Origin of the sequence: Trinickia sp., from assembly GCF_051953405.1 — a bacterium.
GTDB lineage: Bacteria > Pseudomonadota > Gammaproteobacteria > Burkholderiales > Burkholderiaceae > Trinickia.
Genome location: NZ_JBQCIV010000077.1, coordinates 10,550 through 34,903 on the forward strand (window position 1 = coordinate 10,550; position 24,354 = coordinate 34,903).

The following is a 24,354-nucleotide window of genomic DNA, read 5'->3' on the forward strand; positions in this document are numbered from 1 at the left end:
GCGCGGCCGGGCAAGCACGATACATTCAATACCGAAGCGCCCACGGCTCGGGCGCCCACCGTTTTCAGCGATAGCACAATGAGCGAGAAGAAAGCCGATTCGAAATCCCAGGCCAAGTATCCGGTCAACCTGCTCGATACGCCGTTCCCGATGCGCGGCGATCTGCCCAAGCGCGAACCGCAATGGGTCAAGGCGTGGCAAGAGGACGGGGTCTACGAGAAGATCCGCGCGGCCAGCAAAGGCCGGCCCCTGTTCGTCCTGCACGACGGGCCGCCGTACGCCAACGGCGACATCCACCTCGGTCACGCGGTCAACAAGATCCTGAAGGACATCATCGTCAAGTCGCGCAACATGGCCGGCTTCGATGCGCCGTACGTGCCCGGTTGGGACTGCCACGGCATGCCGATCGAAATCCAGATCGAAAAGAAGTTCGGCAAGTCGCTGCCGGCCGAGGAAGTGCAGCGCAAGGCGCGCGCCTACGCGGGCGAGCAGATCGAGACACAAAAGGCCGGCTTCAAGCGGCTCGGCGTGCTCGGCGACTGGAACAACCCGTACAAGACGATGAACTTCTCGAACGAGGCGGCCGAAATCCGCGCGCTCGGGAAGATCCTCGAGAAAGGCTACGTGTTTCGCGGCCTGAAGCCCGTGAACTGGTGCTTCGACTGCGGCTCCGCGTTGGCCGAGGCCGAGGTGGAATACAAGGACCGTGTCGATCCGTCGATCAGCACGATGTTCCCGTTCGCGGAGCCGGACAAGACGGCGCAGGCGTTCGGCCTTGCCGCCTTGCCGCGCGCCGAGGGCGGCATCGTCATCTGGACGACCACTCCTTGGACGATCCCCGCCAACCAAGCCTTGAACGTTCACCCCGAACTCGACTACGCGCTCGTCGATACCGAGCGCGGCTTGCTCGTGCTCGCGCAAGAGCGCGTCGAAGCGTCGCTCAAGCAATTCGGCCTCGCCGGCAACGTCATTGCCACGACACCGGGCGCAAAGCTCGTGAACCTGCGCTTCCATCATCCGCTCGCGTCGGCCCACCTCGGCTACAAGCGCACGTCGCCCGTCTATCTGGGCGATTACGTCACGATCGATTCGGGCACCGGCGTTGTGCACTCCTCGCCGGCCTACGGCGTGGAAGACTTCATCTCGTGCAAGTCGCACGGCATGGTCGATTCCGACATCATCAACCCCGTCATGGGCGACGGCCGCTACATCGAATCGCTGCCCCTGTTCGGCGGCTTGACGATCTGGGAAGCGAATCCGAAGGTGGTCGAAGCGCTCGCCAATGCCGGCACGCTGCTGCACACCGAGAAATATCAGCACAGCTACATGCATTGCTGGCGCCACAAGACGCCGATCATCTACCGCGCCACCTCGCAATGGTTTGCGGGCATGGATCTGACGCCGAAGGACGGCGCCGCCACGCTGCGCGAAACGGCGCTCGCGGGCGTCGAAGCGACGGCGTTCTACCCGTCGTGGGGTAAGCAGCGCCTGTTCAGCATGATCGCGAACCGCCCCGACTGGACACTCTCGCGGCAACGCCAATGGGGCGTGCCGATGGCGTTCTTCGTCCACAAGGAAACGGGCGAGCTGCATCCGCGCACGCTCGAGCTGCTCGAAGCCGTCGCGCAGCGCGTCGAAGCGGGCGGCATCGAAGCTTGGCAAACGCTCGATGCGCGCGAGCTGCTGGGCGACGACGCCAACCTCTATGAAAAGAACCGCGACACGCTCGATGTCTGGTTCGATTCCGGCACGACGCATTGGCACGTGCTGCGCGGCTCGCACAAAGCGGCTTCGCACTTCCCGGCCGATCTTTACCTCGAGGGTTCGGATCAGCACCGCGGGTGGTTCCACTCGTCGCTGCTGACGGCCTCGATGCTCGACGGGCGCGCGCCGTACCGCGCGTTGCTTACGCACGGGTTCACCGTGGACGGTGAAGGCCGCAAGATGAGCAAGTCGCTCGGCAACGGCATCGATCCGCACGAAGTGGCGAACCGGCTCGGGGCCGAGATCATCCGGCTTTGGATCGCGTCGACCGATTATTCGGGCGAACTCGCGATCTCCGAGGAAATTCTCAAGCGCGTGACGGAAAGCTACCGCCGGATTCGCAACACGCTGCGCTTCCTGCTCGCGAACCTGTCGGATTTCGATTATGCGCAGCACGCGATGCCTGTCGACGCCTGGCTAGAAATCGACCGCTATGCCGTCGCGCTCGCCAACGACTTGCAAAAAGACCTGCTCGCGAGCTACGAGAAGTACGAGTTCCATCCGGTGGTCGCGAAGTTGCAGACGTTCTGCTCCGAAGATCTCGGCGGCTTTTATCTCGACGTCCTGAAGGATCGCCTGTACACGAGCGCGCCGAACGCCCCGGCGCGGCGCGCGGCGCAAACGGTGCTGTATCACATCGCTCAAGGCTTGTTGCGCGTGATGGCGCCGTTCCTCTCGTTCACGGCCGAAGAAGCGTGGAAGGTGTTCCAACCGGGTAAAGACACGATCTTCACCGAAACGTACTACGCGTACCCAGAGGTGCCCGGCGCCGAGGCGCTGCTGTCGAAGTGGTCGCTGCTGCGTGCGGTGCGCGGCAACGTCACGAAGGCACTCGAAGAAGCACGTTCGTCGAATCAGATCGGCTCGTCGCTGCAAGCGGAAGTGACCATTCGCGCGACGGGCGCCGCATACGATGCGCTCGTCAGCCTCGGCGACGATCTCAAATTCGTCTTGATCACCTCGGATGCGACGCTCGCGAAGGTCGATTCCGAAGCGGACGAAGGGGTGGACGTCGTCGCATCGAAGTACCTCAAATGCGAACGCTGTTGGCACTACCGCGCGGATGTCGGCTCGCACGCCGACCACCCGACCCTGTGCGGGCGCTGCTTTAGCAACCTCTTCGGAGAAGGCGAAAAAAGGAGCGCGGCATAATGGCGAAATCGCGTTCGATGCAGGCGGCGAGTTCATCCTCGCTGGCGCCGTGGCTCGGCGTCTCGTTGATCGTCATTTTGTTCGATCAGCTGACGAAGATCGCCGTGAAGAAGGTGTTCGCCTATGCGACACCTTACGTGGTGACGCCGTTCTTCAACATCTTCTTCGTGCTCAACCGCGGGGCGGCGTTTAGCTTCCTCTCGACGGCCAGCGGCTGGCAACGGTGGGCGTTCACGGCGCTCGGCGTGGCGGCGGCCTGCGTGATCGTCTATCTGCTCAAGCGCCACGGCAACCAGAAGCTCTTTTGCACGGCGCTCGCGCTGATCATGGGCGGGGCGCTCGGCAATGTCATCGACCGCCTCGTGCATGGGCGCGTGATCGATTTTCTCGACTTTCACGCAGGCAGTTGGCACTGGCCCGCCTTCAACCTGGCGGACAGCGGGATCGTCGTCGGCGCGATGCTGCTCGTGCTCGACGAGTTGCGGCGCGTGCGCGGCGCGCGCTGAACGGACCGGACGCGCCGCTCGCGGGTCAGTCGCGCGCGTGAGCGCGCACCCGCGGCAATCGGCGCACCAGTGCAATCGGAGGCAAGCTTGGCAAACGCAGAACTCGAAGGCAAGCATCTGCTGCTCGGCATGACGGGCGGTATTGCCTGCTACAAGATCGCCGAACTCACGCGTTTGATGACCAAGGCCGGCGCGACCGTGCAGGTCGCCATGACCGAGGCCGCGACACAGTTCATCACGCCCGTGACCATGCAAGCGCTGTCGGGGCACCCCGTCTACACAAGCCAGTGGGACGCACGCATCGACAACAACATGCCGCATATCGATCTCTCGCGTGCGGCGCAGGCGATCGTCGTGGCCCCCGCTTCCGCCGACTTCCTGGCGAAGCTCGCACACGGCCGCGCGGACGATTTGCTCTCCATCCTGTGTCTTGCGCGCGAGTGCCCGCTGCTCGTCGTGCCCGCGATGAATCGGCAGATGTGGGCGAACCCGGCTACGCAACGCAACGTCGCTCAGTTGCGCGCCGACGGTGTGATCATCCTGGGCCCCGATGCGGGCTCGCAAGCCTGCGGCGAAGTGGGCGAAGGCAGGATGATCGAGCCTGAGGCGGCCTTCGAAGCGATTGTTTCGTTCTTCCGTCCCAAGCTGCTCGCCGGACGGCGTGTATTGATCACGGCCGGGCCCACGTTCGAGCCGATCGATCCCGTTCGCGGCCTCACGAATCGCTCGAGCGGCAAGATGGGCTTCGCGCTCGCGCGGGCCGCCGCGCAGGCCGGCGCCGAGGTGCGCTTGATCGCGGGCCCCGTCGCGCGCGATACGCCGTGGGGCGTCGAGCGCGAAGACGTCGAAACGGCCCAGCAGATGCACGACGCCGTCATGCAGTCCGTGAACGATTACGACGTGTTCGTCTCGGTTGCGGCGGTGGCCGACTGGCGCGTCGCCCACACCAGCGAACACAAGATCAAAAAGACGGCGGCGGCCGCGGTGCCCTCGCTATCGTTTGTGGAAAATCCGGACATTTTGGCCACCGTGGCACGATTGCCCAATGCGCCTTACTGCGTCGGCTTCGCCGCGGAGAGCGGCGATTTGGAAACGAACGGCGAACAAAAGCGGATCAAGAAGAACGTTCCGCTGCTGATCGGCAATCTCGGTCCGGCCACGTTCGGGCGCGACGACAACGAAGTGATCTTGTTCGATGCGTCCGGGGCCACGCGGCTGCCGCGCGCAAACAAAGACGCCCTGGCAAGCGAGCTGATCGCGGAAATCGCGCGACGCTTGCCCGACGCAAGCCTCATCTCCTGATCGAGGCGGCCGCACTGGCCGCCGCCTACTGGAACGCCATGAAACTCGACTTAAAAGTTCTCGATGCGCGCATGCGCGAGCACCTTCCCGCGTATGCCACGCCAGGCAGTGCAGGCCTCGATCTGCGGGCTTGTCTGGAGCAGCCTTTGATGCTGGAGCCGGGCCAAACGGCGCTCGTCCCCACGGGTTTGGCGATCCACGTCGGCGATGCAGGTTACGCGGCCTTGATCTTGCCGCGCTCGGGCCTTGGCCATAAGCACGGCATCGTGCTGGGCAACTTGGTCGGCCTGATCGATTCCGACTATCAAGGCGAGCTGATGATTTCGACGTGGAACCGCGGCCATACGACGTTCACGCTCAATCCGATGGAACGTCTGGCGCAGCTCGTCATCGTGCCGGTTGTGCAAGCGCAGTTCAACGTCGTCGACGAATTCGTCACGAGCGAGCGCGGCACCGGCGGTTTCGGCAGCACGGGCAAGCACTGATCGAACCGGGCCGACGCGACGGGCCGCGCTGCGCTCGCCGCTTCGACTCGCGCGACAACCGGCTGCCAACGGCTCCAGCCCCACAAGAAAAACGGCGCTTCCAACCGCGAAGCGCCGTTTTTGCTTGGCGAACCCCGATTCGCCTGTCTTACGCTTGTCCCGAGCCTTACTCGATTTCCACCGTCTCCGGATTCGGATTGCGCGGCGCGGCGTTCTCGTCGAACGTCAGCTGAACCTTGTCGCTTTCGTCGACATCGACCGAGACGCGACCGCCATTCATCAGCTTGCCGAACAGGAGTTCGTCGGCCAATGCGCGCCGGATCGTGTCTTGAATCAGCCGCTGCATCGGACGCGCACCCATCAACGGATCGAAGCCGTGCTTGGCCAGATGCTTGCGCAGCGCATCGGTGAACAGCGCATCGACCTTCTTCTCGTGCAGTTGATCTTCGAGCTGCATGAGGAACTTGTCGACCACACGCATGATGATTTCCTCATCGAGCGAGCGGAAGCTGATGACCGAGTCGAGCCGGTTACGGAACTCAGGCGTGAACAACCGCTTGATATCGGCCATTTCGTCGCCGGTTTCGCGGCGCGAGGTGAAGCCGATCGTGCCCTTTTGCATCGATTCCGCCCCCGCATTCGTCGTCATGATGATGATGACGTTGCGGAAATCGGCCTTACGTCCGTTGTTATCGGTCAGCGTGCCATGATCCATGACTTGCAGCAGCACGTTGAAGATGTCCGGATGCGCTTTCTCGATTTCGTCGAGCAGTAACACGCAATGCGGCTTCTTCGTGACAGCTTCCGTCAGCAGACCGCCCTGGTCGAAGCCGACATAGCCCGGCGGCGCGCCGATCAAGCGACTGACGGCATGCCGCTCCATATACTCCGACATATCGAAGCGAATCAGTTCGATGCCGAGCGTAAAGGCGAGCTGACGCGCGACCTCGGTCTTGCCGACGCCGGTCGGGCCCGAGAAGAGGAACGCGCCGATCGGCTTGTCCGTCTTGCCGAGACCGGCACGCGCCATCTTGATCGCAGCCGCGAGCGCATCGATAGCCGGGTCCTGCCCGAACACGACGGCCTTCAAATCGCGGTCGAGCGTTTGCAGCTTGCTGCGATCGTCCTGCGACACGCTTTGCGCCGGCACGCGAGCGATCTTCGAGATGATTTCCTCGATCTCGCCCTTGCCGATCGTCTTCTTTTGCTTCGACTTCGGCAAAATCCGCTGAGCCGCACCGGCTTCGTCGATCACGTCGATCGCCTTGTCGGGCAGATGACGGTCGGTGATGAAGCGCGCCGAGAGTTCCGCCGCCGCCGAGAGCGCGCCGGACGAATATTTGACGCCGTGGTGCTCTTCGAAGCGCGACTTCAGCCCGCGCAGGATCGCGACGGTTTGCTCGACGGTCGGCTCCGTCACGTCGATCTTCTGGAAGCGCCGCGACAGCGCCGCGTCCTTTTCGAAGATGCCGCGATATTCGGTGAACGTCGTTGCGCCGATGCACTTGAGCGTGCCCGACGAGAGCGCCGGCTTGAGCAGATTCGATGCATCGAGCGTGCCGCCCGACGCGGCGCCCGCGCCGATCAGCGTATGGATTTCGTCGATGAACAGAATGGCGTGCGGACGCTCCTTGAGTTCCTTGAGCACGGTCTTCAGGCGCTGCTCGAAATCGCCGCGATACTTCGTGCCGGCCAGCAGCGCACCCATGTCGAGGGAGTAGACCTGCGCATCGGCGAGGATATCGGGCACTTCGCCGCGCGTGATGCGCCAGGCGAGCCCCTCGGCGATCGCCGTCTTGCCGACGCCGGCTTCGCCGACGAGCAACGGATTGTTCTTGCGCCGACGGCACAAAACCTGCACGACGCGCTCGACTTCCGCCTCGCGTCCGATGAGCGGATCGATGCGGCCGTCCTTGGCCATCTGATTGAGGTTCTGCGTGAACTGCGCAAGCGGGGTTTCCTTTTGCGAGGCGGCATCTTCCGATTCCGCGTTCGCATCGCCCGCCTTCGCCGCATCGCTCCCGCTCGTCTTGGCGATGCCGTGCGAGATGAAGTTCACGACATCGAGCCGCGTCACGCCCTGCTGCTGCAGGTAGTAGACGGCGTGCGAATCCTTTTCGCCGAAGATCGCCACGAGCACGTTCGCGCCCGTGACTTCCTTCTTGCCGTTCGACGTGGACTGCACGTGCATGATCGCGCGTTGGATGACACGCTGAAAGCCGAGTGTCGGCTGCGTGTCGACGTCGTCGGTGCCGGGCACCGTCGGCGTATTGTCGTGGATGAAGTTGCGCAGATTCTGGCGCAAATCCTCGATGTTGGCCGCGCAGGCTCGGAGCACCTCGGCCGCTGTCGGATTGTCCAGCAACGCCAACAAGAGATGTTCGACCGTGATGAACTCATGCCGTGCCTGGCGTGCTTCCATGAACGCCATATGCAAGCTGACTTCCAGTTCCTGGGCAATCATGCTTCCTCCATCACGCACTGCAGCGGGTGGCCCGCTTGCCTTGCGTGCGTAACTACTTGCTCGACCTTGGTCGACGCGATATCCCGCGTATAGACCCCACATACCCCCCGCCCTTCGCGATGCACCTTCAGCATGATCTGCGTTGCGGTCTCTCTATCTTTATTGAAATATTCCTGCACGATCATCACGACAAATTCCATTGGCGTGAAATCGTCATTGAGCAGGACAACCTTATACATGGACGGCGGTTTCAGCGCTTTTTCCTGCCGCTCCAGTACGGTGCCATCCTGCTTGTCCGGGATAATCGCCATACACCCATTCTAAACAACTCGGCCGGGCCCGCAATCGCGCAAAAACCCGACCGACCAGTTGGTGGACCAGGCCGCCGAAAATGGCGACCCGCGCGCCTCGCGCCCTCGTCATGCCCTGCTTGTGCAACTTCCCGCACAGCCGGACACGGCGACCGATTCGAGTATCGCACAGAGCGTGCCGAGTTTGCCGACACCGCGCCGGCGGGCGGCAAGGCCACGGCCCGCGGGCCGCGCCGGTCCTATCTGAGTCGATTATGCGACTTTTCAAGGGCCACCGCTTGCGCCAGCGCACAAAAGGAAAGCGGGAGAAACCCTGAATCGGCGGGCTCGACGCAACGCTCGAGAAAACATCTCAAAATTCACTTGACACTTGCTTAAAGAGATCCAACAATCAAGCTGGCACTTTTTTTCAGCTAGCAGCAAGAAGTGGGACACGAAAAAAAAATGCCGAGGTGAGCTAGTGCGGAGGGGGCGGCTGCATACTGCATGACGCGGCTGTCGAGCTTTTCGAGCGCGCTCGTGGTAGGACATGAGTTACAGGGGAAGTAGGTATGGCAACTGGTACGGTCAAATGGTTCAACGACGCGAAAGGCTTCGGGTTCATCACGCCGGATGAAGGCGGTGAGGATCTGTTTGCCCACTTCTCGGCCATCCAGATGAACGGTTTCAAAACGCTCAAGGAAGGTCAGAAGGTGAGCTTCGAGGTCGTGCAAGGACCGAAGGGCAAGCAGGCATCGAACATTCAGTCGGCAGCGTAAGACTGATTCGACTGCAGCGCCTACTAAAACCCGGCTCCGGCCGGGTTTTTTTCTTCTGGGCGCACGGCTTTGCAAAGCAGGCCGGCGAGGCCTAGCCGCCGCACGACCTGGAACGATGCGTCCAGTCGTGCGGCGAGCTCAGCCCGGAACGACGGTTACTGCTTGTACACCCACTCGTTGTTCACGTAGATGCCATCCCCGTTTTGCCAGCCCAGCTTCACATAGCGCAGCGCTTCGGCGTTAAGCCCCTCCGTTGTCGTCAAACCGCCGAGCACCGAGAACGTTTCGGCAAAAGTGGACGACGAGGTGGCGGTCGGCGCGATGCTGAGACCGTGCGAGTACGCTTGCGAGACTGAAACCGCCGAGGGGAGCGTCACTGCCCCGATGCCTACTGCGAAGTTTGGTACCGGTACTGCCATGCCGAGGAACGTCGGCGCGCTCCAGTCGAGATTCACGGACGCTTGCGCTCCCGTCGTTTGCGAACCGCCCGGCGTCAGGAAGTTGCTGACGACATCGCTTCCCAACGTCTGCCAGGGCATGGTCAGCCCGGCCGTCGCACGCACGTTTGCCGCGATATTCATCACCTGCTGCGGCTGACCGATCTGCGTGCCGGTCGCGTCGAACAACGTGATCGTGTACACCGGGTGCTGCGGCAAGGCCCCGACATCGATCGGGGCAGGCGTGTAGTCGCCCGCGCCGTTCGGCGTGAAACCGCTCGTGCCGCCCTGAAGCGATACCCAGTCCCACTTGTACGTCGCAGACGTGCTGTTCGACTGAGCGCACGTTCCGCAGCCCGTCCACGGGGCCGTCAGTGCCGGCGTCGGAATCGTCAGGTCGAAGCCGGGTTTGCCGAAGCCGGATGCCGTGTTGAGCAAATAAAGGCTACCGCCGTTGATGCCCGGCCCTTGGACGAGCGCCGACCCCACGGGGGTCAACGTCGTCCCGCTCACCGTGACCGCCTGCGGAATCTGGATCGTGATGCCCGAGTCGTAGCGCGCGTTGGCGGCATCGGCAGCATCCGTGAACTGCTTCCTGTCGACGAACGACGCGATATACAGCGGGTATTGCTCCTGATTGCCGATGATGTCCCAGGTCTTATTGGGCAACTGCTGCACGAACTCGCTAGCGAAATTCATCGTGCCGGCGGGCGTCAGATACAGGAAGTACACAAGTGCGCCGGGATTACCGATGGCCGAGAACGTGCCGGCCGGCAAAAAGGCGATCGTACGGGCGCCGATCAACGTATTGCCCTGCCCGAACAGCCCCGGATGGCGGGCCTGCATCGTGGCCGAGCCGTTGTTGAGGTAGTGGGCATCGATCGCGGTGGTGCAACCGGCACTCGTGCCGGCCATGCACTGGCGCAACGAGGTCAGAAGCGATGCCAGATAGTTCGCGAGTTGCGCCGGCGGTTGCAACTTGGTCGTGTTGCGCGAAGCGCGGTTCAACGCAATCGCCGTGTTCGGATCGGCGAGACTCGATAACTGCAGCCCCGGGCCGCTCGAGGACGGCGTCACTTGAACGGCATCGATCACGGCGTCCGCGCCGGTCTGGTTAGGCGTGAAGGCACCGCCGATCGGATCGAAGGAGGCGGCCGTGAGCCCGTTTTGCGCAAGAATCGGTGCGAGCGCGGTGTTGATCTGCGATACCGCGGTGCTCACCTGTGCGGGTGTGACGGCGGCCAGCGCGACGGTGGAGGCGAAATCGGCCGGATTACCGTCCGCCGTCAGCGCCGCCGTCACGGCTGTTGTCAATGTCGTGACGTTTGCCGTCGTGCCTGCCGTATTGCCGCTGGTGCCCGCGACGATCGAGTAAAGCGTGGAATGGGCGCCGCTGGAATCGGCGGCGGTAATCAACAGCGGAGGGGTCAAATTGGCGAGCGATACCGAATAAGCGCCATTGGCCCCGCTTGTCGCTGTCGCAGTATGGCCGGCCGAATCGAGCACCGTGACGGAGGCACCCACCAGGGCGTCGCCCACGGCGACCGTACCGCTTAGCGTCTGCGCGTTCGCAGATGGACTGCTCGCACTCGACGATGAACCGCTACCCCCGCCACCGCCGCATGCGGCCAATGCGCCGAGCAGCGATACCGATAGCGCTAACCGCGCGCCCCCGAACTTGGAAATCGTTTTCAATTTTTGCCCTTTATCGTTTTGTTGTTTCAAGACGCAAACGTCGGCGCAATCTGCGCCGACGCCGATAAATAACGGCGATATCGGCGACGACTTGAGGGCGAGTTGGGGGCGATCTGAAGATGCCTTACGGCGAAACGGGGATTCCCGACTGCGTCAACACTTGGGTGATGTGGGCCAGGCACCGCTGGACGTTTTCGTTGTACTCGCCGGATCGCCGCGGGTCGTGAGCGAGATCAATGGCCTACCGGGGTTCGCCGACTTCGGCGGAATAGGTCGACCTGCGCCCGCGAGAGCGCTTCGATGTTCCCGCTACGCCGAGGCGGCTAAAATCGTCATGCCTTTTCCGCGATGACAAGAATCTCGTTAGTCGGCACTTCCACCAGATCCGGCAACGAATCGAGGGTGCCGGCGAAGCAAGGGCGATACGGCTCGGGGGTACGGCTGAGCAGTCGATCCAAATAGACATCGCTAGCCTGAACCATGGTGTATGGCTGGCTGTGAACGGCGCGCAGGCCGCATTGCTCGAACAAGCGTTGGAAGGCGTTTTGCGTCCAATAGGTCAGGTGCTCTGATGGCGCATGCGGCCAGTCGGGCGCGCCATCGGCACTGCGAAGCGCGCGCTCATGGGCATGTTCGAAGCCTGGCGTCATTATAAGTGTCGTGCGCCGCCGCTCGATCGGCTCGCTGGGTGTCCCGTGCGCGGAAGGATCGATTTTTCCACCCTCACCATCGGCCAAGGCAATTGCCGCTCTCTATCGATCGTTCACGCGGCGACGAGCCAACCCTTGTCGGTGTCGTGAAATATCAGCTTTTCCTTGTCCTTTCTGTCGAGTTCCGCGATGCGTTCGAGATATTGCTTCAGGCCCAAATTCCCTTCTTCCGCTTCGAGATAGATCGCGCACAGCAGACGGCCATCGGTCTCTGGCACAGTGCCCTTGCGCTCCCATAGAGCAACGGCTTGTTCGGTCTTGCCCATCAGCGCGGCAAAACGCGCCTGCGACAGACCAAGCCGCTTTCTAAGAAAGCGGAACTCTGCGCCGGTCAGATGCCCTTTTAGCGCGAGCGTTCGACCGATTGCCTTAAAGAGCCCATCGACATCCTGCACTGCTGTCGCTACCCCGTATGGAGTGCGGCGCTTGGTGTATCCGTTCTCGAGCCAGATGTTATCGAGCCCGCTTTCCGTGTAGTGGTACACAATAACCTCATCGGGCATAGTCAAGTTGCGATCCCATAATTTTTACGGGGTGAGCCTTTGAGAGTCAATCCAGACGATCGACAGATGGCACGCGCACGCGAGCAAGGATCGAAAGACCCAGCTCCAACGAACCGCCCCGTGAAGGCCGGTTCGTGAATTCTCGCCACGGATCGCCGTCGCGGCGGCTCGCGTGCGCCCAATGGTGCATTACGCGCGGACCACATTTCGCAGTGGTCGCCGCGCCGCACATTGGGCAAAAGCCATGATCACCCGGAACTGGCTCGCAGCGCTCGTCTTCAACGATGGCGAACTGCACCTGTCATCCCCTATTGCCGTTCTTAGATGTCCGCGTAGGCCGGTAGCAAGTCTTGATCGACCAGACGAATTTCGATGCGGTTCGCAGCCTCGACGTGTTCGGAATTGTCCACTGAGAACACCGCATCCGTTACGCTAACGATGATCGTGCCGATTTGCTCTCCGTCGTGCGCCTTCACGGGAATCAGCGCCCGTGCTTCCGGCACCTGCTGGACGGAAATTTTCTTCGGCAGGTAAATCATCCAGCCGACGCCAGGCTTGTCATCGAACACGCGCTTTTCGAAATACGCTCGCGGCGCGACTTCCACCAAGAGCGGCCGGAACGTAGTGACGATCGCCCGAACAATGCTCGCCGTGTCATCGGCGAACTGCGGGCAAAGCGGCGCATCGATATCAAGGGTCACGCGATCGGGCAGAACCTTCGCATCCGAGACGAGGCAGGAAATCACAGCACTGTCTTTGACGCCTGCGGCATTCCAGATTGCAGCATGGGAGACACCCCGCTTTTTGCCGCCCGCCCGAGTCGTGAGCACAGCGAGTGCGGGTACGGACGGTTCTCCGTTTTCGTCGAAAGCGGGATAAAGGCTTGCTTCTTCCAACGTCTCGGCTGTGAGCCGCCAGTTCGCATGCGCCATCAACGGCTGTTTCGCGGACAGAGCAGCCACAAGGCGCGATTCGCGGGCCAGCATTTCGCGGAAATCATCGGACGCCAACGAAGCGTCTCGGAACATCGCGTTTATTTCCATGTTCGGGTCACGGTTGATAGAGAGCCAGAACGCCCATGCGCGTGAGCAACGGGGCCATCTTTTTGTAGGTGAGCGGCGTTTGAAAGTACCATGTCAAGCGGGTCGGCGGATTCATGCGCACGGTCGTACCCTGCTCAACGATTTGGTCTTCCATCGATCTGAAACCTTCGAACCATTTGTCGGCCTTCGGGATCGATCCATCGAGAAATTGATCGTAGTTGCCCTTTGCTTCTTGCAGCAGGCACGCACCGGGCTGGAAGCCGTCGAAATCGGTGCCCTGCCATTGCCACTCTTCCGACCAAAGGCACTCTTCCGTATCGAACGGAAATCCGGTGATGCGTGCTTGATACCGGTACGCATTCCAGTTCGCGCCGTGCTTGCGACGAAATTGCGCACCGCTCTCGGGCGGGCATTTCTTGCACTTCTCGTCAGTGCGTGGCAGCGTCCGAGTAGCAGGCGCTGTCTTGCTGTTCTCTTTCTTCGTGTCGCCGGACAGGCTACCCACTGCCCCCACCGCTGCCCCGCCCAATAAAGCCGCGCCAGCGCGCGCCAAGACCGGACCAAGTGCTCGCGCTGCCCCCTCTATTACCGGCACTGCCAGACCCGCCATTATTCAATCCTCCCTGAAACTTAGGATGTTCGATATGCCAGCGCACCACGCGCAAGTAGTCGTGAAATCGTTGGTCTGCTGAGCGGCCTGGACGCGTCAGCCATGCGCGTATCGCGGGCTGCTCGTAAAAGCTGGGCGCGTAGGCCTCGACACGAAGAAAGGCAACCAGATTTTCATCGCGCTCGATTCCGACTTCGCGCGCCGCCTTGAACGCGCGCCACAGCCGTGATGAAAACGTCGTGTCGTCGACTAGCTTCGGATCGTCTTTACACAAATCAGCACGTACGCCCTCGACAAATCGCTTGGCGTCGATTTCCGCGAGCGCCGCAACCTGCTCTGTCGTCAGTTCAAGCATGCGGATGGACCCTCACCAGTTCGCCGTTAATTTGCGTGAGCCAATCGAACGTCGGCACGAAAAATTCGATCCGTTGTGTAAATGAAAACAAGCTCGCAATTTCGCCCATCAGGCGCGCATCGTAAAAGCGCAGCAGCGCCGTGCGGCCGTCTGGCATACGGGCGTTTAAACGCTCTGCAAGCTCTTCGACAAGCGCCGGGAACGGGTAAGCGCTGATAAGCCATGAAACGCCGTCAGAGCCCGCGCCCATCGTAAAAAGAGACTGTCGCACACTCCCCGGCGCTTCCGCGAAATCGATCAGCCACGGCCCCGCGTCTGCCAACGACGCGTCGGGCGTTCCGTCGAATAATCCGATAGTGGCTGCCGGCCGTTCAACTGTTTCGCCGCGTCCGTACAGCAGCGCGTCAACAAGCGCGTACAGCCGCACAGGAAGCGACGCCTGCGCTTGGCGCTGCGCGAAATAAACTTCGATCTTTGCGGGCTGCACGCCTTACCCCCGCATGACCATCGTTGCGCCGATTTTTGCTGCCGCGATCATGCATTCAAGACAAAGCGTCGGAGTGGGCGACAGTGGCAATGCGCTTACCGCCGCCGCGACGGCTGCGCCGGTACTTGCGTGGCCCTCGCCGTCGTCGCTGATCGTGGAATTCGATTGCGAGGCAATCAGCGTTGCGCCGCACGCTGTCCGCGTACCCTCGCCAGCCGTATCGCGCTTGTCAATGATGTGTGGATAACGACGCGGCAACAGATCAGGCAGAATCGGGAATGTGCCTGCATTGCGGGCACGACACCAGGTGCCCGACGCCCGAAATAGGCTTGCCGTCCAGCGTTGCTGTCGAATTGCCTTCCAGGACGCGTCCGCCGTGGGACGTGGTGTCCCCGACGCAAATAATGCTGCGTGTTGCCAAGTGGCCCTCTCTCAGGTTTTGTTTTGTCTGAACTTTGCCATGAGCGATGTATCAGCCAATGGATGGCGGTGACGGCGCCCCTGCGGATCACGAGGCAGCCATCCGGGGCGTCGAGCCGTTGCATCCGGTCCTCAGCAACACCCGCGCCCCACCACACTTCGACATTCTAGGCTTGAAGGGGGCAATAATCGTTCGACGAGACCAAATTACGAAGGTAATAACCTCCCCACGATACCTTTCAGCACCGTGATATCGTCTTTATTTTTGCGCGCCAACTCCGCTGCCAGCAAACATTTGAATTTTGTTAAATCCATATTGATTTGATACGAACGCTGCATTCCTTCCAAAAGAATTTTGCCGCTGCACAGCGTCTTCCAGTCGTTTTGCCACAGCGGTTCCCGCTCCGCACGCCTCGAAGCATGCGAAGCCTCGAATTCTTTAGCCCAATCGCCATTGCCGAGCTTCACCCTTATAAGCTCTTGATTTTCAGTGAGTTTTCCAAACTGAAGATTTGCAATTTCAACAACACTTTTCCCCTTGATCTCATCACCCCGAAGCCCATTCCTAATCTCCCGAAACTCCGACAGCATTTCATTCAAAATCACCAAGTCAAGCTGATTTATTGCAAGCTCTTTTAATTCGGTCGAAAATTTTCCACGAGATTCGGGAGGATTTGTCGCGTGAATTCTTACAAGATCAAACAATAATGTCTCATCGATTAGATAATTCTCAAGGCAATAGCGTTCAAGTTGCTCAACCTTAACAAGATCACTGCTCGAAAAATTCGTCGCCTTACGATCATTGTCAAACAAAAATCCTTGACGCTCCTTCAAAGTTCCCTTCGCTTCTGCTGCTTGAAGAGCTTTAATCGATTTTTCCACTTCGGTCCGCCCGTGGAGTGGGCGAAGTTGCACCCCCGAAAGGAGTTCAGGGAATGCAGCTTCTAGAATGGCAATATCAGTATCACCCTCAACAAACACCGTCGCTCTTGAGGTTAGCGCCTGCTCTGCACTGACACCGAGACGGCGAATCGCCTCGACGATCTCGTGAACGTCCTGCTTCAAAACCGGAGAGATATCGGTTCCGCTACGCAAGTGAAACAACTCGGTGTCGTCGCGCTCGTACGCGTCCCGTGTAATTTCAGCGCTGTGCGTCGAAATTATAAATTGGCAATCGGAATTTTTGACTACGTGTTCGGCAAGATAGGGGATAATTTTTCGACAGATGGCAGGATTCAAGTGCAACTCAAGCTCATCCACCATTATAATCGAACCAGAAACCAGGGCTGTTTTGAATAGCAAAAAACTCAAAACAAGCCCCTTCTCCCCGCTACTGAGACTATCTATATCAAATGTTTTTTGTGAGATGTTATCTCTAACGAGAACAGATACGAGTCCAGTTGGCTTTTGACTCAGCCCAACAAATTTCTTTCCGGGCAAAAACGTCTCAAAGATCGAGTCGAATTCCGGTTGAAGATCGGTATCGTTCACCCTTGCCAAAACGGCCCTATTAACTACAGTTTGCTTCAATCTTCCGTATTTTGATATCGCCTGAGAAAAGTGACTATCCAATTGCGCCTTAAAATCTTGAGGTCCTATCTGGATCGCCACCTCCCCGGCAGGCATCGACCGATCCGCAGGAAAGTAGCTAAAAATTGTTTTCTCCGGCATCAACCGTTGTTCGAGATGCGCAATAAACAGATTATTTAAGGTGGGGGACCCTTGAATTTGAAATGCGGTGATATCTATCCTAGTCTCGATCCTACTCGAACTACCTATAGTTGCTATAGCCTCGTCAATCGTTTTTGAAGCCTCGGCCTGTGCTTTTTGCCCAATTGGTGTAGCAAGATAAGCGGTCAAATCCAACGTCGGATCATTCGGCTGACGCCCCAATTGAGTTGCAATGAGATTTCTCGTTATTTGAGGTGCTGCTTGACGAATCGACTCGATCTCATCACTCGAGAATTCAATGGTAAGTCCAACTGTGACTGGCTTTTCTGCATCCCCGGCCAACGCGGAAACGTCATATTGGAATTGCCCTTGCATAAAGTGCGCGCTCGTTGCGCCGAGGCTAACCAAGACAAATCTCAGCTCGTCATGCGTCCGAGGAAACAGCACAGCTTTCGCGAGACGAATGGCTTCGAAAATAGTACTTTTACCGACGGCATTAGGCCCAACAATCACGGAAAGGTTCTGCGAGAGGTTAAGATCGATGTCCGCGAGTTTCCTGAAATTCTTAATTATGACTCTGCGCAGCTTCATTTTTCAATAATTCCATAAGGTTAATAATTTTAACTTCCTGCACCGTAATACTGAGCAACAGATTGCAAAACGGTGGTCAGCTCCAAGGGGGCCAGCAGGTTACAGCTTCGTGAAGGGCAACTCGGACCATCATGAGAAAACAAACGTTGCAGAAAATTACGTCATCGGCATAGTCCTAGTGTTCACCCTGACGGTCATATTCGCTTCGTGCGTGTCTTTTTCCGCGAAATTGCGAACAAGCGAATATGCCCCGATCGGCAGGCGGCGACAGAGCCGCGCGCAAGCGGAAATTCCTCCATTTCTTGGCCGTGCCCAGTTCAAAGCGCACGCGGTCCCCGACAATCTTTCTTGCAGCGTGTCAGCGTTTCGGCGGCACGCGGTGCGATGCCCACTCGTGCCAATGCGCGCTGTTCTTGTTGATCCAGTCGCGCGCTTCGCCTTCGTCCGCGAAGCCATCGATCTCGTTCTCAAAGCCGTCCGACCACGTGATACGGACGAAATACCCAGAACCGTCTTTTAGCTGTACCGGTTCATAGGTCGGCCTTTCAATGTTTGGGTCGCTCATACGACCTCCTATAACCATCAAACCTGTCTCAGCCATCCGAGTGTTCGCATCGCGTCTTCGATGACCGCGCGGTACCGGTCGGGACACGGCTTGACCCGCGGACCGGTAGAGCGCGAGCGAACAGGCAGTCCGTTTCTTTGCTTCACGTCAGCTATCCAACACGTCTGCATCACGCGTTCGTGCGTGCGCTTCACAAGCAATTGAAGTTCTCGATATGTGCCCATAGGCGTCCCCTGCAAGTGTCCGAATCGTAGGCGAGCGCGAGCGCTTTGGCGAGAAAAAAGTTGTTGCTCTCGCGTTCCCGAAAATCTGTTCGTCCGCAGCCGTTTAACTTCCGATGCCTCGGCATCGCGTCAGCACGACGCATCGACGACTTGGCAGGCGGCGGCACCACGAGATGACGAATTAACTTGGCTTTCAAAAATTACGGGGAAATTCATACTACCAGGCGAATTTCCTCACAGATTTTTCCGAATTCCCCGCAACCTCCCCGGACGTCGCGGCACTTTCCAGGCAACAAAAAACCCAGCCAATCGATTGATTTAGCTGGGTTTTCGGTACCACATGGGACGTTACAGAACGCCCCCAAACCAACGCTTACATATTCTCGATCAACACTTGGCCGAAGCCCGAACACGACACTTGCGTCGCGCCTTCCATCAAGCGTGCGAAGTCGTACGTGACGCGCTTTTGCAGGATCGACTTTTCCATCGACGCGATGATCGTGTCGGCCGCTTCCGTCCAACCGATGTGACGCAGCATCATCTCGGCCGACAGAATTTCCGAACCCGGATTCACGTAGTCCTTTCCGGCGTACTTCGGCGCCGTACCGTGCGTGGCTTCGAACATCGCCACGGAATCCGACAAGTTCGCACCCGGGGCGATGCCGATACCGCCGACTTGCGCCGCCAGCGCGTCCGAAATGTAGTCGCCGTTCAGGTTCAGCGTGGCGATCACATCGTATTCGGCCGGACGCAGCAGAATTTGCTGCAAGAACGCATCCGCAATCACGTCCTTCACGACGATGTCGTTACCCGTCTTCGGGTTCTTGAACTTCATCCACGGACCGCCGTCGATCAGCTCCGCACCGAATTCCTTCTGCGCCAGCGCGTAGCCGGCGTCGCGGAACGCGCCTTCGGTGAACTTCATGATGTTGCCCTTGTGCACGAGCGTGACCGAACGGCGGTCATTGTCGATCGCGTATTGGATCGCCTTGCGCACGAGACGCTCCGTGCCTTCGCGCGACACGGGCTTCACGCCGATACCCGAGGTTTCCGGGAAGCGGATCTTCTTGACGCCCATTTCTTCGCGCAGGAACTTGATGACCTTCTTGGCCTGCTCCGATTCGGCCGCCCATTCGATCCCGGCGTAGATGTCTTCCGAGTTCTCGCGGAAGATCACCATGTTCGTCTTTTCCGGCTCGCGCACCGGCGAAGGCACGCCCTTGAAGTACTGCACCGGGCGCAAGCAGACGTACAGGTCCAGCTCTTGACGCAGCGCGACGTTCAGCGAACGGATGCCGCCGCCGACCGGCGTCGTGAGCGGACCCTTGATCGAAACGACGTATTCCTTCAGGACTTGTAGCGATTCTTCCGGCAGCCACACGTCGGGACCGTAGACCTTCGTCGCCTTCTCGCCCGCGTAGATTTCCATCCAATGAATCTTGCGCTTGCCGCCGTATGCCTTCTCGACCGCCGCGTCGACCACCTTGATCATCACCGGCGTGATATCGAAGCCGGTGCCGTCGCCTTCGATGTACGGAATGATGGGCTGGTCGGAAACGTTGAGCGAGAAGTCCGCGTTGACGGTGATCTTGTCACCGCCCGTCGGAACCTTGATGTGCTGATACGGCATGATCGACTCCAGTGTTGGCTGTGCGGGTGAATAGCAGTGATGTGCGATAGGGCGCAACCGGGCGCTGCTCTTCCCGGGCGCCGACGCGCGACACGTGCCCAATGTTCGGTTCGGCGCGCTCATCCGCCTTCTAAGCGAACGCGGCTGGATGGCTATTCTAGCCCACGTCGGATCGGCGGCGGCTGTGACGCACGGACGATATGTCGATGGGCTCGACGGAACGCACCGCCCTTGCGGCCCAGCGCCGATATATATCCGGTAGCGAGGCAGTCAGTCTTGGGTCTTATATAAGACAAAAGACTTGGGCGTTCCGTATTATGCATTAAGATTCCGCCATTTGCCATAGAAGCGGCCGGACAACGGCCGCGCGCGACGGCACGCTCGCCGGCCTCGCTGGTTTTTTCGTGCCCGGTCGTTCCCGGGCACCGCCTTCGCTTCGCTGCTATCGATATGCGCCTCATCGCTCTAAACAAACCCTTCGGCACGATCTGCCAGTTCTCCGCGCACGAGACGCGTCCCTCGCTCGGCGACTGGGTGGCCGTGCCGGGCGTGTATCCCGCGGGCCGGCTCGACGCGGACAGCGAAGGCTTGCTGTTGCTGACCGACGACGGCACCTTGCAGGCGCGCATTGCCGAGCCGCGTCACAAGCTCGTCAAGCGTTACTGGGCGCAAGTGGAAGGCGCGCCGGACGCCGCGGCGCTGGCCAAGCTCTCGGCCGGCGTGGACCTCGGCGACTATGTGACACGCCCGTGTCAGGCCCGCATCATCGACGCGCCCGCCGATTTGTGGCCGCGGGTGCCGCCGATCCGCTTTCGTGCCGCGATCCCCACGACCTGGATCGAGCTGGCGATCGCCGAGGGCAAGAACCGCCAAGTGCGCCGAATGACGGCCGCCGTCGGCTTTCCGACGCTGCGGCTCGTGCGCGTCGCCATCGGCAAGCTCGATCTCGCGGCACTTCAGCTCGCCCCGGGCCAGTGGTGCGAGTTGCCGCCGCGCGCACCTTGGGACGGGTTGCCGCAAGCCGGCCGGGGCGACAAGCCGCGCTCGAATCGAGCCGGCTCGAACTAACCTGTTGTTCCGTCTAGGTTTTTTCAGAATGCTCGGCTAGCCGACATCGATCTCGACGCGTGGCGGGCGATCGCCCGCCGCCGCGATCGATCATTCTCGAAAAATCGCGTCAACCGCCCGTGCGCGTCGCGCGTTATGGAACGCAGATGCCGCCAAAAGCTATCCGGCATTCGCCTTCGGCACCGTCGGCCGTATTGTTTTTCGCAGTACGGGACGTCGACCCGAGCGCTCGCAGACGCGTCGTCAAAATTGTTCGATGCGGCTGTCAACCGAAAGGTGGATGGCGCGTTTACCGAGTTGACTCATTGACCGGGTCATTTGGTTAATTAACTAAAGCTGAGGATTTACAAATGAACAAACTGATCGCCGCTCTGGTCGCTGGCCTGTTCGCAACGGCTGCTTTCGCACAAGCTTCGGCACCGGAAGCTGCTTCGGCCGCTCCCGCTCAAAAGATGGAAAAGAAGGCTGCTAAGCACCACGCCAAGAAGCACGCTAAGAAGGCGAAGGCTGCTAAGGCTGAAGCCGCTTCGGCCGCTTCGGAGTAAGTTTGTTGTAACAACGCAGTCAAGAATTAGCAGTACTGCCGTTCTTTACGGCGTTGGAAGGCAGGTGACCGCAAGGCACCTGCCTTTTTTATTTTCTTGTTTCACGCGCCGGTCTTTGCATTGGCCGTGCCCGCTCGCGTAACATGCGCGGGTCCCCGTCGTCGAAAAGGAGTGTGTCGTGCGATTTTCGTTTCGCTCGTGGATGGCGCGCCTGGCGCTCGCCGTCGCTTTGCCTGTTTGCGCGCTCGCCGCACAGTTCGTGCCAGTCGCCGCCCACGCGCAAGCAATGCCTGCCGGCGCCAAGCCGCCCGAGGCTTTCCCGCACGTCAAGCTGACAGCCGGGATGTTCGTGATCGATGCGGCGGTGGCCGCCAACGACACGGACCGCGAACAAGGCCTCATGTATCGGACGCAACTCGCGCCGAACGAGGGGATGCTGTTCGTCTTCGGTGAAAATGCCGTCCATTGCTTTTGGATGAAGAACACGCTGATCCCCCTGTCGATCGCCTTCATGCGCGCCGACGGCACGATCACCGATATCGACGAGATGCAGGCCGAAACCACCAACAATCATTGCCCGCGCAACAACGGCGTGTATGCACTGGAAATGAGCAAAGGCTGGTTCGCGTCGAAGGGCATCAAGCCCGGCATGAAGATCGTGGGCCTTCCGCAGCCGCAATAGCCGCCGGGCACGTCTCCTGCAAAAGCGCCGTGCAGGCGCTATGCTTCTAAGTCTGCATCACCGCACGTGCCGCGAGCCGGTCCCGGCCTCGCCCACCCGATTCGCGGCGCCAACATTCCAAGGAGATCGACGTGCCCCGCAAGACTCCCATCGAGCGCTATCGGAACATCGGCATCAGCGCTCATATCGACGCAGGCAAAACCACGACAACCGAACGCATCCTGTTCTACACGGGCGTGAGCCACAAGATCGGCGAGGTTCACGAGGGCGCGGCCGTCATGGACTGGATGGAGCAGGAGCAGGAGCGCGGCATCACGATCACTTCCGCCGCCACGACGGCGTTCTGGAAGGGCATGGCCGGCAACTACCCCGAACACCGGATCAACATCATCGATACGCCGGGGCACGTCGACTTTACGATCGAGGTGGAGCGCTCGATGCGCGTGCTCGACGGCGCCTGCATGGTCTACGATTCGGTGGGCGGCGTCCAGCCGCAATCGGAAACGGTTTGGCGGCAAGCCAACAAATACAAGGTGCCGCGTATCGCGTTCGTCAATAAGATGGACCGCGTCGGTGCCGACTTTTTTCGCGTCCAGCGCCAGATCGGCGAGCGGCTGAAAGGCGTGGCCGTGCCGATCCAAATTCCCGTCGGCGCCGAAGAGCATTTCCAAGGCGTGATCGACCTCGTCAAGATGAAAGCGATCATCTGGGACGAGGAAAGCCAGGGCGTGAAGTTCGAGTACCGGGACATCCCCGAGAACTTGCGTGCGACCGCCGAGGAGTGGCGCGAAAAGATGGTCGAGGCAGCGGCCGAGGCGAGCGAGGAGCTGCTCGAAAAGTACCTGCACGATCACACGTCGCTGACCGAAGCGGAAATCAAGGGCGCCTTGCGCAAGCGCACCATTGCCAACGAAATCGTGCCGATGCTGTGCGGCAGCGCGTTCAAGAACAAGGGCGTGCAGGCCATGCTCGATGCGGTGATCGATTACCTGCCCTCGCCCGTGGACGTGCCGGCCATCTTGGGCCACGACGAGGACGACAAGGAAGCCGAGCGCCACCCGAGCGACGAAGAGCCGTTCTCGGCGCTCGCGTTCAAGATCATGACCGATCCGTTCGTCGGTCAGTTGATCTTCTTCCGCGTCTATTCGGGCATCGTCAACTCGGGCGATACCGTCCTGAACTCGACGAAGGACAAAAAGGAACGCGTGGGGCGCATCTTGCAGATGCACGCGAACGACCGCAAGGAAATCAAGGAAGTGTATGCGGGCGACATCGCCGCGGCCGTCGGTCTGAAGGAAGCGACGACGGGCGATACGCTGTGCGATCCGGCCAGCCCGATCATCCTCGAAAAGATGGTCTTCCCCGAGCCGGTGATCTCGCAGGCCGTCGAGCCGAAGACGAAAGCCGATCAGGAAAAGATGGGGATCGCGCTCAATCGCCTGGCGCAGGAAGATCCGTCGTTCCGCGTTCAAACGGACGAAGAATCGGGGCAAACGATCATCTCCGGGATGGGCGAGCTACACCTCGAAATTCTCGTCGACCGGATGAAGCGCGAGTTCAACGTCGAAGCGACGGTCGGCAAGCCGCAGGTGGCCTACCGCGAAACGATTCGCACGAGCGCCGAGGATGTCGAAGGCAAGTTCGTCAAGCAATCGGGCGGACGCGGCCAATACGGTCACGTCGTCATCAAGATGGAGCCGCAGCCGCCGGGCAAGGGCTACGAGTTCGTCGACGCGATCAAAGGCGGCGTCGTGCCGCGCGAGTACATTCCGGCGGTGGACAAGGGCATTCAGGACACGCTCAAGGCTGGCGTGCTGGCCGGCTACCCCGTGGTCGACATCAAGGTCACGCTCACCTTCGGTTCGTACCACGACGTCGATTCGAACGAAAACGCGTTCCGCATGGCCGGCTCGATGGCGTTCAAGGAAGGGATGCGGCGGGCGAAACCCGTGCTGCTCGAGCCGATGATGGCCGTCGAAGTCGAAACGCCCGAGGATTTCATGGGCAACGTCATGGGCGACCTGTCGGGCCGGCGCGGCATCGTGCAAGGGATGGAGGACATCGCGGGCGGCGGCGGCAAGGTGATTCGCGCCGAAGTGCCGCTGGCCGAAATGTTCGGATACTCCACCTCGCTGCGCTCGCTGACGCAAGGGCGCGCCACGTACACGATGGAGTTCAAGCACTACGCCGAAACGCCGGCGAACGTCTCGGAAGGCATCGTCAACGCGAAGGGTAAGTGACGCGCGGCTGGCCGGCAATCGGGGCATGCCCCGGCGTGCCGGTGGGATTGTCGCTGAGCGTCGGCAGGCCGTATATAAAAACCAAGTGCCGAGCCTGTCCGGGTGCCCCACACCCCCCATGCATTTTTATCCAGCG

Annotated in this window: 21 protein-coding genes and 1 pseudogene; 9 read left to right on the top strand and 13 right to left on the bottom strand. The window is 60.2% G+C overall.

Annotated elements, in window-relative coordinates; translation table 11 throughout:
• The first annotated feature begins 78 nt into the window (after window positions 1–78).
• The 4 genes from ileS to dut all read left to right on the top strand — a co-directional run bounded on the left by ileS (window position 79) and on the right by dut (window position 5,209).
• Window positions 79–2,916, top strand: coding sequence for an isoleucine--tRNA ligase (ileS, locus tag ACTHN9_RS13160; RefSeq protein WP_440537205.1), 2,838 nt, complete (start codon window positions 79–81; stop codon window positions 2,914–2,916).
• On the top strand, window positions 2,916–3,422 hold the full coding sequence (gene lspA / locus ACTHN9_RS13165) for a signal peptidase II (RefSeq protein WP_440537206.1): 507 nt from the start codon (window positions 2,916–2,918) through the stop codon (window positions 3,420–3,422). Before ileS ends, lspA begins: the two co-directional genes overlap by 1 nt.
• A gap of 87 nt (window positions 3,423–3,509) precedes the next feature.
• Window positions 3,510–4,724 carry a bifunctional phosphopantothenoylcysteine decarboxylase/phosphopantothenate--cysteine ligase CoaBC gene (coaBC, locus tag ACTHN9_RS13170; RefSeq protein WP_440537207.1) on the top strand — a complete coding sequence of 405 codons (1,215 nt, stop codon included), beginning with the start codon at window positions 3,510–3,512 and terminating at the stop codon, window positions 4,722–4,724.
• Window positions 4,725–4,762: 38 nt separating this feature from the next.
• Window positions 4,763–5,209 (top strand): dUTP diphosphatase, encoded by a 447-nt coding sequence (gene dut / locus ACTHN9_RS13175; RefSeq protein ID WP_440537208.1) that lies wholly within the window; start codon window positions 4,763–4,765, stop codon window positions 5,207–5,209.
• A gap of 166 nt (window positions 5,210–5,375) precedes the next feature.
• Here the strand turns inward: dut and clpA are convergent, their stop codons facing one another.
• A complete protein-coding gene (gene clpA, locus ACTHN9_RS13180; protein WP_440537209.1) occupies window positions 5,376–7,673 on the bottom strand; it encodes an ATP-dependent Clp protease ATP-binding subunit ClpA in 2,298 nt (765 codons plus the stop codon).
• Window positions 7,670–7,984 carry an ATP-dependent Clp protease adapter ClpS gene (gene clpS, locus ACTHN9_RS13185; RefSeq protein WP_102612772.1) on the bottom strand — a complete coding sequence of 105 codons (315 nt, stop codon included), beginning with the start codon at window positions 7,982–7,984 and terminating at the stop codon, window positions 7,670–7,672. The genes clpA and clpS overlap by 4 nt, the downstream gene beginning before the upstream one ends.
• A 551-nt stretch (window positions 7,985–8,535) precedes the next feature.
• On the opposite strand from clpS, the gene cspD reads away from it, so the two are divergent.
• Window positions 8,536–8,742, top strand: coding sequence for a cold shock domain-containing protein CspD (gene cspD, locus ACTHN9_RS13190; RefSeq protein WP_007586257.1), 207 nt, complete (start codon window positions 8,536–8,538; stop codon window positions 8,740–8,742).
• A 155-nt stretch (window positions 8,743–8,897) separates the two neighbouring features.
• On the opposite strand, the gene ACTHN9_RS13195 is transcribed toward cspD, so the two are convergent.
• From ACTHN9_RS13195 to icd, 11 genes and pseudogenes are all read right to left on the bottom strand, one after another.
• Window positions 8,898–10,874, bottom strand: a complete 1,977-nt coding sequence (locus ACTHN9_RS13195) for a cell wall anchor protein (RefSeq protein WP_440537210.1) — start codon at window positions 10,872–10,874, stop codon at window positions 8,898–8,900.
• Between the two features lie 332 nt (window positions 10,875–11,206).
• Window positions 11,207–11,524 (bottom strand): hypothetical protein, encoded by a 318-nt coding sequence (locus tag ACTHN9_RS13200; RefSeq protein WP_440537211.1) that lies wholly within the window; start codon window positions 11,522–11,524, stop codon window positions 11,207–11,209.
• Window positions 11,525–11,637: 113 nt separating this feature from the next.
• Window positions 11,638–12,087, bottom strand: a complete 450-nt coding sequence (locus ACTHN9_RS13205; RefSeq protein ID WP_440537223.1) for a helix-turn-helix domain-containing protein — start codon at window positions 12,085–12,087, stop codon at window positions 11,638–11,640.
• 320 nt (window positions 12,088–12,407) lie between these two features.
• A complete protein-coding gene (locus ACTHN9_RS13210; RefSeq protein WP_440537212.1) occupies window positions 12,408–13,130 on the bottom strand; it encodes an immunity 52 family protein in 723 nt (240 codons plus the stop codon).
• A gap of 7 nt (window positions 13,131–13,137) precedes the next feature.
• The gene (locus ACTHN9_RS13215; protein ID WP_440537213.1) at window positions 13,138–13,740 is read right to left on the bottom strand and encodes a restriction endonuclease fold toxin 5 domain-containing protein; all 603 of its coding nucleotides are present in this window, start codon (window positions 13,738–13,740) and stop codon (window positions 13,138–13,140) included.
• Window positions 13,628–14,095, bottom strand: a complete 468-nt coding sequence (locus ACTHN9_RS13220; protein WP_440537214.1) for a hypothetical protein — start codon at window positions 14,093–14,095, stop codon at window positions 13,628–13,630. Before ACTHN9_RS13220 ends, ACTHN9_RS13215 begins: the two co-directional genes overlap by 113 nt.
• A complete protein-coding gene (locus tag ACTHN9_RS13225; RefSeq protein ID WP_440537215.1) occupies window positions 14,088–14,582 on the bottom strand; it encodes a DUF4123 domain-containing protein in 495 nt (164 codons plus the stop codon). Before ACTHN9_RS13225 ends, ACTHN9_RS13220 begins: the two co-directional genes overlap by 8 nt.
• 3 nt (window positions 14,583–14,585) lie before the next feature.
• Window positions 14,586–15,003: pseudogene (locus ACTHN9_RS13230) on the bottom strand (PAAR domain-containing protein).
• Window positions 15,004–15,209: 206 nt separating this feature from the next.
• Window positions 15,210–17,264, bottom strand: a complete 2,055-nt coding sequence (locus tag ACTHN9_RS13235; protein ID WP_440537216.1) for an ATP-dependent nuclease — start codon at window positions 17,262–17,264, stop codon at window positions 15,210–15,212.
• A 358-nt stretch (window positions 17,265–17,622) separates the two neighbouring features.
• A complete protein-coding gene (locus ACTHN9_RS13240; RefSeq protein WP_440537217.1) occupies window positions 17,623–17,829 on the bottom strand; it encodes a hypothetical protein in 207 nt (68 codons plus the stop codon).
• 597 nt (window positions 17,830–18,426) lie between these two features.
• Window positions 18,427–19,683 (bottom strand): NADP-dependent isocitrate dehydrogenase, encoded by a 1,257-nt coding sequence (gene icd, locus ACTHN9_RS13245; RefSeq protein WP_440537218.1) that lies wholly within the window; start codon window positions 19,681–19,683, stop codon window positions 18,427–18,429.
• 450 nt (window positions 19,684–20,133) lie between these two features.
• On the opposite strand from icd, the gene ACTHN9_RS13250 reads away from it, so the two are divergent.
• The 4 genes from ACTHN9_RS13250 (at window position 20,134) to fusA (ending at window position 24,218) form a co-directional block, all read left to right on the top strand.
• A complete protein-coding gene (locus ACTHN9_RS13250) occupies window positions 20,134–20,751 on the top strand; it encodes a pseudouridine synthase (protein ID WP_440537219.1) in 618 nt (205 codons plus the stop codon).
• A 350-nt stretch (window positions 20,752–21,101) separates the two neighbouring features.
• Window positions 21,102–21,296 (top strand): hypothetical protein, encoded by a 195-nt coding sequence (locus ACTHN9_RS13255; protein ID WP_440537220.1) that lies wholly within the window; start codon window positions 21,102–21,104, stop codon window positions 21,294–21,296.
• 178 nt (window positions 21,297–21,474) lie between these two features.
• Window positions 21,475–21,978: a DUF192 domain-containing protein gene (locus ACTHN9_RS13260; protein ID WP_440537221.1), complete on the top strand. Its 504-nt coding sequence runs from the start codon at window positions 21,475–21,477 to the stop codon at window positions 21,976–21,978.
• A gap of 131 nt (window positions 21,979–22,109) precedes the next feature.
• Window positions 22,110–24,218, top strand: a complete 2,109-nt coding sequence (gene fusA / locus ACTHN9_RS13265; protein WP_440537222.1) for an elongation factor G — start codon at window positions 22,110–22,112, stop codon at window positions 24,216–24,218.
• Window positions 24,219–24,354: the final 136 nt, after the last annotated feature.